General features: G+C 36.0%; 16 protein-coding genes and 1 other annotated feature. Of the genes, 15 read left to right on the forward strand and 1 reads right to left on the reverse strand.

All coding sequences use genetic code 11. The features are described 5' to 3' along the window. Positions 1-541: 541 nt before the first annotated feature. From FFX44_RS12300 to FFX44_RS12365, 14 genes are all read left to right on the forward strand, one after another. A complete protein-coding gene (locus FFX44_RS12300; protein WP_289981537.1) occupies positions 542-1,888 on the forward strand; it encodes a glucose-6-phosphate isomerase in 1,347 nt (448 codons plus the stop codon). Between the two features lie 159 nt (positions 1,889-2,047). Further along, on the forward strand, positions 2,048-2,980 hold the full coding sequence (locus tag FFX44_RS12305; RefSeq protein ID WP_289981538.1) for an alpha/beta hydrolase: 933 nt from the start codon (positions 2,048-2,050) through the stop codon (positions 2,978-2,980). 14 nt (positions 2,981-2,994) lie between these two features. Continuing rightward, complete coding sequence (gene hisJ / locus FFX44_RS12310; protein WP_289981540.1) at positions 2,995-3,840, forward strand: histidinol-phosphatase HisJ; 846 nt, start codon at positions 2,995-2,997, stop codon at positions 3,838-3,840. Between the two features lie 51 nt (positions 3,841-3,891). Then, positions 3,892-4,130 (forward strand) — a binding site (T-box leader). Positions 4,131-4,182: 52 nt separating this feature from the next. Beyond that, a complete protein-coding gene (locus tag FFX44_RS12315; RefSeq protein ID WP_289981548.1) occupies positions 4,183-5,352 on the forward strand; it encodes an ATP phosphoribosyltransferase regulatory subunit in 1,170 nt (389 codons plus the stop codon). After that, positions 5,318-5,968 (forward strand): ATP phosphoribosyltransferase, encoded by a 651-nt coding sequence (gene hisG, locus FFX44_RS12320; protein ID WP_289981632.1) that lies wholly within the window; start codon positions 5,318-5,320, stop codon positions 5,966-5,968. Before FFX44_RS12315 ends, hisG begins: the two co-directional genes overlap by 35 nt. Before the next feature lie 11 nt (positions 5,969-5,979). Beyond that, complete coding sequence (hisD, locus tag FFX44_RS12325; RefSeq protein ID WP_289981555.1) at positions 5,980-7,266, forward strand: histidinol dehydrogenase; 1,287 nt, start codon at positions 5,980-5,982, stop codon at positions 7,264-7,266. 1 nt (position 7,267) lies between these two features. Then, complete coding sequence (gene hisB / locus FFX44_RS12330) at positions 7,268-7,852, forward strand: imidazoleglycerol-phosphate dehydratase HisB (RefSeq protein WP_289981559.1); 585 nt, start codon at positions 7,268-7,270, stop codon at positions 7,850-7,852. After that, entirely contained in the window at positions 7,853-8,467 is a 615-nt protein-coding gene (gene hisH, locus FFX44_RS12335; RefSeq protein WP_289981568.1) for an imidazole glycerol phosphate synthase subunit HisH, read from the forward strand. It abuts the gene before it with no gap. Next, on the forward strand, positions 8,464-9,189 hold the full coding sequence (hisA, locus tag FFX44_RS12340) for a 1-(5-phosphoribosyl)-5-[(5-phosphoribosylamino)methylideneamino]imidazole-4-carboxamide isomerase (RefSeq protein WP_289981569.1): 726 nt from the start codon (positions 8,464-8,466) through the stop codon (positions 9,187-9,189). The genes hisH and hisA overlap by 4 nt, the downstream gene beginning before the upstream one ends. Then, a complete protein-coding gene (gene hisF, locus FFX44_RS12345) occupies positions 9,179-9,937 on the forward strand; it encodes an imidazole glycerol phosphate synthase subunit HisF (RefSeq protein ID WP_289981575.1) in 759 nt (252 codons plus the stop codon). The genes hisA and hisF overlap by 11 nt, the downstream gene beginning before the upstream one ends. Further along, entirely contained in the window at positions 9,934-10,257 is a 324-nt protein-coding gene (hisI, locus tag FFX44_RS12350; protein WP_289981586.1) for a phosphoribosyl-AMP cyclohydrolase, read from the forward strand. Before hisF ends, hisI begins: the two co-directional genes overlap by 4 nt. A gap of 2 nt (positions 10,258-10,259) precedes the next feature. After that, positions 10,260-10,580 (forward strand): phosphoribosyl-ATP diphosphatase, encoded by a 321-nt coding sequence (gene hisE, locus FFX44_RS12355; RefSeq protein WP_289981592.1) that lies wholly within the window; start codon positions 10,260-10,262, stop codon positions 10,578-10,580. Positions 10,581-10,590: 10 nt separating this feature from the next. Next, positions 10,591-11,661, forward strand: a complete 1,071-nt coding sequence (hisC, locus tag FFX44_RS12360; protein ID WP_289981595.1) for a histidinol-phosphate transaminase — start codon at positions 10,591-10,593, stop codon at positions 11,659-11,661. A gap of 82 nt (positions 11,662-11,743) precedes the next feature. Beyond that, positions 11,744-12,721, forward strand: coding sequence for a Gfo/Idh/MocA family oxidoreductase (locus FFX44_RS12365; RefSeq protein ID WP_289981599.1), 978 nt, complete (start codon positions 11,744-11,746; stop codon positions 12,719-12,721). Between the two features lie 115 nt (positions 12,722-12,836). On the opposite strand, the gene FFX44_RS12370 is transcribed toward FFX44_RS12365, so the two are convergent. After that, positions 12,837-13,508 carry a Crp/Fnr family transcriptional regulator gene (locus FFX44_RS12370; protein WP_289981606.1) on the reverse strand — a complete coding sequence of 224 codons (672 nt, stop codon included), beginning with the start codon at positions 13,506-13,508 and terminating at the stop codon, positions 12,837-12,839. A gap of 259 nt (positions 13,509-13,767) precedes the next feature. Between FFX44_RS12370 and FFX44_RS12375 the strand changes: the two genes are divergently transcribed. Continuing rightward, the coding region (locus FFX44_RS12375) for a lactate racemase domain-containing protein (RefSeq protein ID WP_289981630.1) at positions 13,768-14,069 on the forward strand (302 nt) is incomplete at its 3' end.

A 14,069-nucleotide genomic window follows, 5' to 3' on the forward strand; every position in this document is an offset into this window, starting at 1 on the left:
TTTCTTGTACTTAAATTTGAGGACAAAAAGCTACAACCTTCAAATAAGTTAAAATATTAATCCAATTCTCAATCACTAGTTCAAAGATTAAAAAAATAAGAAATTAGAGGCTTGACTAAACGTAGGATAGGGGTTAGGTCAAAAGTTAAATTTTGATCTAATCCTCTATTTATTCATAACAAAGCACTTACGATGTTCGTAATTCAAACTTATATCACATTCTGGTTAAACGTGCCACAGGTCAAAATTCTTTGCCAAACTCTAAACTCCAAAGTACTCGTAGCAAAGAGTATACTTTGCTCATAATTTTAGTTAGTGCTCAAAGTTTCCCAACTTATGTCACATTTACTTTTTATTTTTTAATTCTTTAACTGGAAGTTTGAGAAAAATTATAATACAATCATATTAGTAAGTTGTTATAGCATATTTGTAAGCAATTTTAAGCATATTTAATTGTTTTTTCATAAAAAGTCCGTACAGATTAAGAATTATATTGTATAATAGCGGTGGAATAAAAAAGAATAAAAAGGAGATACCCAAAATGGCACATATTTCATTTGATAGCTCTAACTTAACAAAATTTGTTCATCCTAACGAATTAGGAGAAATGCAAGCGCTTGTTTCGGCTGTAGATAAGGAATTGCGTGAAGGTACTGGTGCAGGTAATGATTTTAGAGGTTTTTTAAATTTACCTGCTGATTTTGATAAAGAAGAATTTGCAAGAATTAAGAAGGCAGCAAAAAAGATCCAGTCAGATTCTGAAGTTTTAATTGTAATCGGAATTGGCGGTTCTTATTTGGGTGCTCGTGCAGCAATTGAATTTATTCATCATGGTTTCTTTAATTTACTTTCTGCCGAAAAGAGAAATGCACCACAAATCTTCTTTGCAGGTAATTCAATTAGTTCTTCATATGTCCATGACTTGCTTGATTTAGTTGGTGACCGTGATTTCTCTGTTAATGTTATTTCAAAATCTGGAACCACAACCGAGCCGTCAATTGCCTTTCGTGTTTTCAAGGCAAAGCTGGTGGAAAAATATGGCAAAGCTGCTAAAGAGCGTATCTACGCTACAACTGACCGTGCACGTGGAGCTTTGAAGACTGAAGCGGATGCGGAAGGATATGAGACTTTTGTTATCCCTGATGATGTTGGTGGTCGTTTCTCAGTATTAACACCAGTTGGATTATTACCAATTGCTGCATCAGGTGCAGATGTAGATGCAATCATGCAAGGAGCGGCAGATGCAAGTGTTGCGTATCAGGATGCTGATTTGACAAAGAACGAAGCTTATCAATATGCCACATTGCGTAATATTCTTTATCGTAAGGGTTATACAACAGAAATTCTTGAGAACTACGAGCCATCATTGCAATATTTCTCAGAATGGTGGAAACAATTAATGGGTGAGTCTGAAGGTAAGGATCAAAAGGGTATCTATCCTTCATCAGCTAACTTCTCTACAGACTTGCATTCATTAGGACAATATATCCAAGAGGGTCGTCGCAATCTAATGGAAACAGTTGTAAAGGTTGCTAAGCCTAATCACGATGTTGAGATACCAAAGGAAGAAGAAAACTTAGATGGTCTAGGGTATCTTGAAGGAAAATCAATGGACTTTGTTAATACAAAGGCATTCCAAGGGGTTGTTTTGGCGCATACTGATGGAGATGTCCCTAATATGGTTGTGAACATCCCAGACCGCAGTGCGTATACTCTTGGATACACGATTTATTTCTTTGAAATAGCCGTTGCAATTTCGGGCTACTTAAATGGGATTAATCCATTTAATCAACCAGGTGTCGAAGCATACAAGAAGAATATGTTCGCATTATTGAATAGACCAGGATATGAAGATTTAAGTAAAGAACTAAATAATCGTCTAAAGTAAGATTTTTTAAAGAGAGATTCTGAGGACTGAACTAGCTAACATTAATTTAGTACAAGTGAACTTTTTTGTTATTATAATGACAAAGAAGTTTTGCTTGTGCTTTTTTTTAATTAAGATAATAATTGACTTTGTAAGTAGTGAAGCGTTGGAGGTAAAGAGATGAGGAAAAAGAATTTTTGTTTGAGTGCAATACTAGGAACGGGGATCGCGGGTGCAGTTTTGGTAAGCGAATACTTGTTTAAATTTGCATTTAAGAGAGTTGACTATGTTCCTGAAGCAGGAGCGGATAAGCAAAAATATGCCGAAAGTTACTGGAAGTATGTGGAGTGGTTTAAGAAGGCTACCAAGGAACATTGGACTTTTTCAATTGGTGACGAGGAAGAGCGGATGTCCGCATACTTTATTCCAGCTAGAAGCAGTTCGCCAAATGTTGCAATAATTTCACATGGATATAAGGGAAACGGCGAGACGATGGCAAATTATGCAAAGATGTTCTATGATATGGGATATAATATCTTGTTGCCTGATGATCGTGGGCATGGTGAAAGTGCTGGCAAGTATATTAGTTTTGGTTGGCTAGATAGATTGGATTATTTGAAGTGGATTACACGAGTAATTGACAGGATTGGAACGAAGGCCAAAATTGTTTTATTTGGAGTTAGTATGGGTGCTGCGACTGTAGAGATGCTGAGTGGGGAAGACTTACCTTCCCAAGTTGAATGTCTCATCGCGGATTGTGGATACTCCAGTATCGATGAGGAACTCACCTACTTGTTGAAGGAGCAATTTCATTTACCTAAATATCCATTTTATCCACTTGTTAGCACAATTAACCATAGCCGTTTAGGGTATTATCTGGATGATATTTCATCAATTGAACAACTAAAAAAGAATCACTTACCAATCTTTTTTATCCATGGAGAAAAAGATGATTATGTTCCAAGTTATATGGCACTGGAGAATTATCGGGCAACAAAGGCTGCAAAAGAATTGTGGATTGTAGAGGGGGCAAGCCATGCTGAAAGCTATTGGATTAACCCCAATGAATATAAAAGGCATATTGCAGATTATTTGAACAAGTATTTTATTTAGATGAGGTGGATTTTATGAAGAAAGATGGGCACACACATACAGAACTTTGTCCGCATGGTTCAGGTGATTCTACTGCAAAAATGGTTGAAAAAGCTATTGAATTGGGCTTTTCAGATTATTGTATTACTGAACATGCACCATTGCCAAAAAGATTTGCATCAGAATTTAGAGGCAACCCAGAGGGCTTAGAAACAGCATCACTTAAATGGTCACAATTGGAAGATTATTTTGAATTATGTGAAAATCTGCAAAAAAAATATGGTGATGTTATCAATCTCAAGATTGGGTTTGAAGTTGATTATTTGCCTGGGTTTGAAGAAGATATTAGACAGTTTTTGAATGAATATGGTCCGCGAACACAAGAAAATATTTTATCTGTTCATTTTATGAAGGGCACTGCTAACGGCTTTTGGTGTGTCGATTATGATACGACAGAGTTTGCTAATGGTTTTTCAGATTTTTTAGCAGATCCGCAAAACTTGTACCAGAGATACTTCGAGCTTATTCAACAAGCTGTCTTAGCTGATTTAGGAAAATATGCACCACAAAGAATTGGCCATATGAATTTGATTAAAAAGTATCAAGATTATTTTGAATTACCAGCAAAATTTGCTAACAATAATCTTGAATTGCTTTCTAATATTTTAAATACGGTTAAGGAGCAGAGCAGAGAGCTTGATTTTAATACTGCAGGATTATATAAGCCATACTGTAATGAGATATATCCAGGAAATCAAATTATCCAATTGGCTTGTGCAAAGAATATTCCATTCGTATTTGGTTCTGATGCGCATGCGATTGCTGAGGTTGGTCGAGGATATCATCTGACAGATTTCATAGAAACACTTGACAGAAAATAAGTTCAAGTGTATGCTTATTTAAAATTAATGAAACTAATATAATTCTAATAAAAAAAGATTGTGATTAGAAGATTAGTCAATTGCCGCTCGTACAGAGAGTTTCCGTTGTTGGGAAGGAGACCGAAGTAATTGATGAAACACACCTATGAATCAATGAATCGAACGTCGTTGTTGTGGCTATTAGGTTTACTCGGATAAGCTCGTTAACGCTGTTGAATTTATATTCAACATGAGGTTGGTACTGTGAGGTACTAACAAATTGAGGTGGAACCACGGTAATCGTCCTCTTAGTCTAATTTTAGACTAAGAGGACTTTTTTATTTTTAAGGAGGCATTAAAAAGATGCATAAAGTCAATTTACCACTGGGAACAAGAGATGGATTTGGGAAACGTGAATCAAAAAAATATCATATAAAAACCGAGATTGAGCGAAGACTTCTTGAAAATAATTTCATGAAGGTAAGTACACCTTTGCTGGAACATAAGGAGGTTTTTGCAGAGTTTGATTTAAAGCAAATGGGAACGTATCAATTACTTGATAGTAATGATGATAGCCTAATATTACGTCCTGATTTAACATTACCATTGGCACGTTTCTTAGCTACAAATAATGTGAAACTCCCGCAAAAATTTTATTATGTTGGTGAACGCTTTAATATATCAAAGGCCTTATCTGGCAAATATAATCAGATGACGCAAGCAGGCATTGAAATTGTAGGGTACCCTTCAATTCGAGCAGAACTTGAATGTATGCTTTTGATTAATCAAATCAGTACAGAATTCCTTCAGGGGAAAGTCCAAATTGAATTAGGACATGCTCAATTTGCTAACAGCATCTTAGATGTGCTGACGCAAGATAAGTTCTTAAAAGAGAAAATCAAAACGGAATTATTTAGGAAGAATATGCCGAAGTATCTCGCTTATATATCTATTTTTAAAGACAAAAAAGAGTTTGAATTCTTAGAGAAGTGGCCACGGCTATTTGGAAATATTTCTTGGGTTCTCCGCAAAATAAAAGAATATGAACTACCCGAAAAAGCCCAGCAGATTATTAATGAATTGACACAAGTTACCTCTTGGTTAGAGCAGTTGCCGAAGCAGAAAGTCTTATTAGACTTGAGTGTTGCTCCTCCGCAGAATTATTATACTGGAATTACTTTCAAGGGCTTTATCGAAAGTAATTCTGAATATGTTTTTAGTGGTGGTAGATACGATCAATTATTAGAGAATTTTCAAGAACAAGCTGAACCGGCTGTTGGGATGGGAATTGATTTAGAAATACTGGCAGATTTTTCTACTGTTTCAGTACAAAGAAGGGAAAAAGATTTATTGTATTACCAACCCGAGCAACTTGGAATGGTAAATAAAATTCTCAATAAGCACAAATTTGAGTTATCAATGGAAGCTGATTTAAGAAAAGCATTTCTTGCTGCGCACAAGCAAAATGCTGAACTATATAAAATTGATGAAGGAGGTAATTTGCAAAATGTCACTGAAGATTGCTTTGACTAAGGGAAGGATTGAGGAGCCCGTGATTGAGTTACTTACGGCAGCTGGTGTTGACTGTGAACCACTTAAAAATAAAAAGAGAAAGCTGATAATTAATACTCCAGATGAAGAATATCAGTTCATTTTAGCCAAAGGACCAGACGTTACAACTTATTTAAATTCTGGAGTTGTAGATATTGGGATTGTTGGAAGCGACATCTTGACAGAGCATCGCAATGAACAGTATGAATTATTGGATTTAGGGATTGGAAAGTGTCAATTTGTGCTTGCTTCGACTACAGATTTTGAGATTAACAAAGAAGGTCGTAGAGTAATTGGCACAAAGTATCCATTGATTACGCAAAATTATTTTGAATCACTAGGGCAAGATGTTGAAGTAATCAAGATTGAAGGTTCAGTTGAGTTAGCACCACTAATAGGGCTGGCCGATGCAATTGTTGATATCACGGAGACTGGAACAACATTGAAAGAAAATAACCTTTTTATTTATGATTATTTGGACAAGGTTTCAACGAGATTTGTCGTTAACCGCATGTCATTGAAGCAAAAAGCACGTGAAATATATTCATTGGTAGATAAATTAGAAAAAGTTATTCAAAATAAAGAATTAAAAAAATAGGGGCGGAAAAAATGAAAATATATCGTGAATCATTAAGTGAAATGAAGAAGATTGTTGCAAGATTAACTGAACAGACAACTGATTTAGAAATTGAACGACGAGTTGCTGAGATTGTCGAAAATGTTAGAGAAAAAGGCGATGAAGCTCTTAAAGATTATGAAAAAAGATTTGATAGCATTTCATTAGATGAATTCAAGATACCCGTAGCAGAAATTGACGATGCTTACAAGAATTTATCAAATGAGATTAAAGAATCATTATTATTAGCAAAGGAGAACATCATCAGCTATCATGAAATGGAAAAAGAACAAGGCTTTATTGATACAAATATTCCAGGGATTATTAGAGGACAAAAAGTCACACCGCTAGAGCGAGTCGGTATCTATGTTCCAGGTGGTACAGCTGCCTATCCTTCAACGATTCTGATGACTGCATTACCTGCCAAAATTGCAGGTGTAGATGAGGTTATTATGGTGACACCACCACAAAAGGATGGCATCAACCAAACTGTTTTGGCAGCTGCCAAAATTGCAGGTGTAGATGCTGTCTATCAAATTGGTGGAGCACAAGCAATTGCAGCTTTGGCATATGGAACGGAAACTGTGCCAGCAGTCAATAAGATTGTCGGACCAGGGAATATTTATGTTGCAACTGCAAAAAAACAGGTTTTTGGTAAAGTTGCAATTGATATGGTTGCCGGTCCTTCAGAGATTGGTGTATTGGCTGATAAAGATGCTAAGCCCAATGAATTGGCTGCTGACCTGCTTTCACAAGCGGAGCATGATGTTCGTGCTCGTGCAATCTTAATAACGGATGACGAACAGTTAGCGCAAGCAGTTAGCGATGAAGTAACAAAGCAATTAAAAACACTTCCACGCAAGGATATCGCCACACAATCAATTAATGAACGGGGATTTATCGCAGTAATGAAATCCGTTCCTGAGATGTTTGAACTAATGAACACTGTTGCGCCAGAACACTTAGAAGTTCAGCTTGAGGATGCAATGAAATATTTGAGCTTAATCAGGAATGCAGGTTCGGTCTTTTTAGGCAGATATGCAAGTGAACCCCTTGGGGATTATGTAGCTGGTCCCAATCATGTATTGCCAACTGGTGGAACAGCTAAGTTTTCATCTCCATTGGGTGTTTATGATTTCGTCAAAAAAACATCATTCATTAATTTTTCAAAAGAGTCACTGGCAGGTGATTTGAAAGCTATTACGACGCTTGCTCGTACTGAGGGACTTGAAGCACATGCCCGTGCTATTGAAGAAAGATTTAATCAAAAGGAGAATTAATATGAGAGAAGCCGAAATTACAAGAAATACTGCAGAAACAAAAATAAGAATTAAGTTGAACTTGGATAAGCAAACAGAAAGTAAAATCAGTACGGGAGTGGGCTTCTTTGATCATATGTTGACACTTTTTGCAAAACATGGCCGTTTTGGTTTGGAAGTAATCGCAGAGGGTGACTTGAATGTGGACCCACATCACACAGTTGAAGATACGGGAATTGTTTTAGGGATGTGTTTTAAAGAGGCTTTGGGACAAAAAAAGCAGATTGAAAGATATGGAACAGCTTTTGTACCAATGGATGAGACGCTTGGCCGAGTTTGTGTTGATTTAAGTGGACGTTCATATTTGGTTTTTAAAGCAGAGCTAGAGAATCCGCGGTTAGGTGATTTTGAGACAGAAATTGTGGAAGACTTCTTTCAAGCTGTTGCATTTAGCACCGAGATGAATTTACATGCTGAAATTTTGTATGGGAGAAACACGCATCATAAGATTGAGAGTTTATTTAAAGCATTTGGAAGAGCAATGAGACAGGCAGTAACAATTAATTCAGAGATTGAAGGTGTAAATTCAACGAAAGGGGTGATTTAAGTGCTCTCAATAATCGACTATGATGCAGGTAATACATTCAATGTGATAAAGGCATTTAAACACCTTGGGATTGAAGTTCAATTAACGGACGAGCCAGAGAAAATCATGAAAAGTTCTGGATTAATATTACCTGGTGTGGGAGCATTTGGTCCTGCAATGGCAACCTTGGAAAAAAAAGGTTTGATTGGTGTTATTAAAAAAGTAGTTTTGGATAATAAAATTCCTTTGTTAGGAATTTGTCTTGGAATGCAGCTGCTTTTTGAAAAGTCAAGCGAATATGGGAGCCATGAGGGATTAGGCCTGATTCCTGGAGAAGTTGGTCTTATTCCTGAAAAAGGTGATTTAAAGGTCCCTCAAATGGGTTGGAATGAGAACCAACTTAAGAAAAATGAAACTGACTTTGCTTTTATTGCTGATGAATACACATATTTTGTACATTCATATTATGCAGTTTGTGACAAGCAATATCTAATTTCAACAGTTGATTATGGGGTTGAAATTCCGGCAATGGTCCAAAATAAGAATATTTTTGGTACACAATTTCATCCTGAAAAGAGTGGTGCAGTAGGACTGAAGATTTTGAAGACATTTTCAGAAAAGGTGGTTAGGCAATGATTTTTCCAGCAATTGATTTGAAATCAGGTAAGAGTGTCCGCTTATACAAAGGAGATTTTGCGGAAGAAACATTGATAGAAGAAACACCTGCATTACAAGCCCGAAAATATCAAGCAGCTGGGATTAAGTGTTTGCATCTAGTTGATTTAGATGGTGCTTTGAAGGGAACACCGCAAAATGAAACTGTCATTAAAGACATTCGGAAGGTATTTACTGGGCTAATTGAAATTGGCGGAGGTATTAGAGATTTAGCACGAGTAGAACACTATCTTAGCCTTGGAATTAACCGTGTAATTATTGGATCAGCAGCATTATTTGATCCTGAGTTTGTGGTTGAATCATTAAAACAATTTGGTGCAGCTAAAATTGTAATTGGCGTCGATGGAACTAATGAGTTGGTAGCAGTGAATGGATGGTTAGATACATCTGATACGAAGATGGAGACTTTGATTGCTAAGATGGAACAGGCAGGGGCCAGAAACTTTATTGTGACTGATGTTCAAAGAGACGGCACGATGAAGGGTCCTAATGTTGAATTATTAAAAAAGCTCAAGGCAAGCTTTAATGACTGCAATATTATTGCATCTGGGGGTATTCGTGATATTGAAGATGTAAAAAGATTGGTTGTGGCGGGGTTGCCTGACATGGTGGTTGGTAAAGCATTGTTTGAAGGCAGATTGACATTAACAGAGATTGCTGAGGTGAACGACAATGCTGGCTAAGAGAATCATTCCATGTTTGGATGTTGATAATGGAAGAGTTAAGAAGGGAATTAATTTTGTAAATCTGGTTGATGTTGGTGATCCGGCGACCATTGCTGCAGAGTACGAAAGCCAAGGAGCAGATGAGTTAGTTTTTCTTGATATTACAGCAACAAATCAGAAAAGAAGTACAATGAAAGGTGTAGTTGAGCGCGTTTCCAGTCAAGTTTTTATGCCATTAACAGTTGGTGGCGGGATTAAATCTGTTACCGATATGCAGGAATTGTTACGGGCGGGGGCAGATAAAATTTCATTGAATTCTGCCGCAGTAGCAACCCCTGAATTAATTACAGAAGGGGCAAAAAAGTTTGGCAATCAGTGTATTGTAGTAGCAATTGATGTTAAACGAAATGCAGCAAAAGATTATTATGAAGTTTATACACATGGGGGTAAGACAGCTACTGGAATTGATGCGCTGGAGTGGGCCAAAAAGATCGTTGAACTTGGTGCAGGTGAATTGCTCGTGACAAGTATGGATAAAGATGGTACTAAGTCAGGTTTTGATATCGAATTATATCAAAAGTTATCAATATTGGTCGATGTACCAATTATTGCATCTGGTGGTGCGGGAACGAGTTCAGATTTTGCTGATGTCTTTCAGAAAAGTGCAGTAGATGGTGCACTTGCAGCATCGGTTTTTCATTATGGTGAGATTGCAATTCCGGACTTGAAGAAAACATTGAGGGATCAAGGAGTGAATATTAGATGAGCAGACCTAATTTTGCAAAGGGCTTGATAACAAGTGTAATTGTCGATGATGAAACAAGTGACGTTTTAATGGTTGCGTGGATGAATGAGGAAAGCTATGAAAGAACTATTATGACGGGCGAAACTTGGTTTTGGTCACGTTCAAGACAGGAATTATGGCATAAAGGAGAAACCAGCGGAAATACACAGGTTGTGAAGGATATTATGCTTGACTGTGATCAAGATACGCTTTTAATCCGAGTCAAGCCAGCAGGACCAGCTTGTCATACTGGGGAACGTACCTGTTTTTTTGAAAAAATTAATTTTAAAGGAGAAAAGTGATAATGCAAAATTTAGAAGAACTATACCAATTAGTATTGAAAAGAAAGGAAAATCCCAAGGAAGGTTCCTATACAGACTACTTATTTACTAAAGGGCTCGATAAAATTCTAAAAAAAGTCGGGGAGGAATCAACTGAGGTAATTGTAGCTGCAAAAAATCCTGATAAAGGTGAGTTAGTATATGAAACTGCTGATTTGCTGTATCATGTGATGGTTCTCCTAGTAGAACAGGGAGTAGAATTTGATGAGATAAAGGTAGAGTTGGCTAAGCGAGAAGGTCTGATGAGCAAGACGCAGGATCGCCGTAAAATTCAAGACCTATAAGGAGATAACAATGAAATCACAAATTAAGAAGATTGAGAATTATATACCTGAAGAGCCGATTGAGAGTGTCAAAGAAAGATTGGGATTAAAGAAATTAGTAAGATTATCAGCAAATGAGAATCCATTTGGAACTTCTCCAAAGGTAAAAGAAGCGATTTTAAAATGGAACTTTGGAGAAGAAAATCGTTATCCTGATGGCTATGCGAGTGATTTAAGAAATAAGATTGCGGATTTCATAGGAGTGATCCCTGAAAAGTTGGTTTTTGGGGTTGGTCTTGATGAAATTATTACAATGATTTCACGTATCTTTCTTGAGACTGGGGATGAGGTGATCCTCAGTAAGCCAACATTTTCAGAATATGCACTGCATGCTCAAATAGAAGGTGCAAAAGTTATTGAAGTTCCTTGTTTGTCTGAAAATGGGCACTATGATTTTGAAGGCTTTTTGAAGCAGATTACGAATAAAACAAAAGTCATTTGGGTATGCAATCCTAATAATCCGACTGGAACGTATGAAGAGGTCAGTACATTGAAGGCTTTCTTTGATCAGGTTCCAGATAATGTTTTGATTTTGTTGGATGAAGCATATATTCATTATGTTACAAAAAATAATAGTACCAGTTTTTTACCAGAATTAGATAATTACAAAAACGTAATGCTATTGCGGACATTCTCCAAAGCATATGGATTAGCAAATTATCGTGTTGGCTATGCGGTAATGAATGAAAACCTAGCAAATTATATGCAAGCAGTAAGATTGCCCTATAATCTGAATTCACTTGCACAGGTTGCAGCAATAGCAGCGTTGGCAGACCAAGATTTTATCAATAATTCTGTTGAAAAAACGCGTATTGAAAGAGATAATTGGGAACATTTCTTCAAGGAAAGTAAGATTAAGTATTATAGCAGTCAGGCAAATTTTGTCTTTTTCAATTTTCCTGCTGCAAATAAATTAGCAGATGAATTATTAAGGAATGGATATCAGATTAGGCGCGGTTTGTTAAAAGACTGGCTGCGTGTGACAATCGGTTCAGAAGAAGATGGAGTCAAGTTACGCAGTATAATTTCGAAAAATAAGTAAATATGATCCAATATAGTTACGAAACTGCCAGCAACTCTGATACAATGGATAAAAAGCAGTTATTATCAATGATGAGGTGAGTATGATGGCAGAAAAAGTCCGTTATGGAATCGTCGGTACTAATAGATTAGCAGTTAAATTTGTTGAAGCATTGAAAGAAAGCGCAAAAGGTGAGGCAGTTGCAAATTTTGGACATGATTATAAAAAGGCGCAGCAGTTTGCTCAAGAGATGGCAATCCCGGATACTTATGATGAACTAGAATCATTGTTCAATGATGATTCAATTGATATTGTATATTTGGCTATAAAAAATGAAGATCATTATGAGAGCGCTAAAGCCGCGTTAGAAGCTGGGAAAAATGTTTTATTGGAAAAACCATTTACGAGACACAAGGTCGGTGCACGTGAACTTTTTTTATTGGCTCAGCAAAAGAATTTGTTTATCATGGAGTCCCAAAGCGCGATTTTCTTACCAATCATTGAAAAAGCAAAACAATTGATTGATCAGGGCATGATAGGTGAAGTGAACTTCATAGATATTCAAGAGAACTATGATACTACTGATAAAAAAGAATGGTTTACGAGGTTATCTGCAGGTGGTGGTGCTTTCATAAATGGAGGAACGACTCCAATTGGACTTATTCAGTATTTAACTGGTAAAGATGTTACAGAGTGGAATGGGTTTGAGTTCAATGAAGTTGGTGAGACAGACACCAGATGCAACTTAGCATTAAAAGCAGATGATGTTTTAGCGAACATCATCATTGCAACTGACTTTGGCTTAGAGACTAAGATAGTGGTATATGGAACAAAAGGAAGGTTGGCAATTCCAAATTATTGGGAAGCCAAAATGGCATACTTGAAAACTGCTACTGGTGAATTGAAGAAATTTAAGGCTGATGACCAGCAAAGTGAAATTGTACATGAAATTAATCATATAAATGAAGCGTTAGCGAATAAAGAATTAAAAAGTTCAGTTGTAACTCCTGAGCTGACCATGCATACTATGACTATAATTGAATCAATGTATCAAAAATGGTATGGTGATCCTCTGAATTAATAGATGTCTCAGAAACTTAAAAATAAGATTAAACGTTAAAAATCAAACTGATTTTTAACGTTTAATCTTATTTTTTATATATACTGAAAAGCAATAAAAGAAGCTGCAGTAAAAACTAAATTGACACATAATCTAATAAATAATTCATGTTCGTAATAATAAATTTATGGTTTTTTATGTCTATAATGCCTTCTTCACGTAAGTCAGTCAGTATTCTAGTTACTGACGATCTTGAATTGACACCGCAGAACCCAGCGATATCCTCATTAGTTACAGTAAAATCAATTAATACTCCTTGATGATTAGGAAGCCTTTTACCGAACAAATCATTGAGTTGATATAAAAATGCACAGACAGCATCGTGTTTTCCACCCATTATCATACGTTGTAAACGAACAATATTTTCTGAAAGCTTTGTTCGATAATATTCCTTAACGTAATTATTTAACTCATCGTCTTGATTAACCATTTCCCAAAATTTAACACGATCAATTTTATAAAACTCCGCTTCTTGAGATTCAACACGAACATTAAACGGTTGGTCAGTGTATTTAGAAACTTCATCGCGAAGTAAACTCAAAACATCAGGTCGAGTTATGTATGAAAGATTAAATTCTCTACCATCTTGTAAAATAATTGAAGTTTTAACAATTCCATGTTTCAAAACATAGGTACTCTTTTCTTCTAATCCATGATAGGTCAAATAGGTATGTTTTTTCTTTTTAATTACAGGCATTCTTTCTGATTGAAGATAATTCATCAAGTATTCAGTATGGCTCATTACCATGTACTACACAATCCTTTCTATATAGTAACATTATAGTGGTATTTTTATGGAAACTCCAACAAGTACCAACAACAGATGGTACTTTTAATAGCGGGGAAAGTCAATCCGGTTTTTTGCATTGAAAAAAGTGTATAAGTTCAACGTTACAAATCATACTCTTATTGAATATATTGATAAGTATGCACGAATGAATGTTTGAATTTCCTTTTGATTAATTATAATTGCTAATTAGATTGATAGGAAAGGAAATTATCAAAGAATGATAGATATAAAATTACCATATGATAAAAAAAGTATTATTGCCCACATTTCTGAAAATAATTTTGCAGGATCTCTAGTTTCCGAGGCAGCCACATATCATGCAAAATATTCAGAACAAGAGTTGGTGGAAAGATCGTTAGATAATCCAATAGCTTCTTTAAAGTTGGAAGAACTGGCAAAAGGAAAGAAAGACATTGTAATTATTTCTTCTGACCATACACGTCCAGTTCCGTCAAAGATAATTACACCAATTCTATTGCGTAGAATTCGTTCAGCGGCTCCAACTGCAAGAATTAGAAT

Source organism: Lactobacillus sp. UCMA15818 (assembly GCF_030400225.1).
Taxonomy (GTDB): Bacteria; Bacillota; Bacilli; order Lactobacillales; family Lactobacillaceae; genus Liquorilactobacillus.

Excerpts from the sequence above, each read along its gene's own strand:
- FFX44_RS12370 (WP_289981606.1), bottom strand. The coding sequence starts at position 13,508 with ATGGTAATGAGCCATACTGAATACTTGATGAATTATCTTCAATCAGAA.
- hisA (WP_289981569.1), top strand. The coding sequence starts at position 8,464 with ATGATTTTTCCAGCAATTGATTTGAAATCAGGTAAGAGTGTCCGCTTA.
- hisD (WP_289981555.1), top strand. The coding sequence starts at position 5,980 with ATGAAAATATATCGTGAATCATTAAGTGAAATGAAGAAGATTGTTGCA.
- FFX44_RS12315 (WP_289981548.1), top strand. The coding sequence starts at position 4,183 with ATGCATAAAGTCAATTTACCACTGGGAACAAGAGATGGATTTGGGAAA.
- hisE (WP_289981592.1), top strand. The coding sequence starts at position 10,260 with ATGCAAAATTTAGAAGAACTATACCAATTAGTATTGAAAAGAAAGGAA.
- hisJ (WP_289981540.1), top strand. The coding sequence starts at position 2,995 with ATGAAGAAAGATGGGCACACACATACAGAACTTTGTCCGCATGGTTCA.
- FFX44_RS12305 (WP_289981538.1), top strand. The coding sequence starts at position 2,048 with ATGAGGAAAAAGAATTTTTGTTTGAGTGCAATACTAGGAACGGGGATC.
- FFX44_RS12300 (WP_289981537.1), top strand. The coding sequence starts at position 542 with ATGGCACATATTTCATTTGATAGCTCTAACTTAACAAAATTTGTTCAT.
- hisI (WP_289981586.1), top strand. The coding sequence starts at position 9,934 with ATGAGCAGACCTAATTTTGCAAAGGGCTTGATAACAAGTGTAATTGTC.
- hisC (WP_289981595.1), top strand. The coding sequence starts at position 10,591 with ATGAAATCACAAATTAAGAAGATTGAGAATTATATACCTGAAGAGCCG.
- FFX44_RS12365 (WP_289981599.1), top strand. The coding sequence starts at position 11,744 with ATGATGGCAGAAAAAGTCCGTTATGGAATCGTCGGTACTAATAGATTA.
- hisF (WP_289981575.1), top strand. The coding sequence starts at position 9,179 with ATGCTGGCTAAGAGAATCATTCCATGTTTGGATGTTGATAATGGAAGA.
- hisB (WP_289981559.1), top strand. The coding sequence starts at position 7,268 with ATGAGAGAAGCCGAAATTACAAGAAATACTGCAGAAACAAAAATAAGA.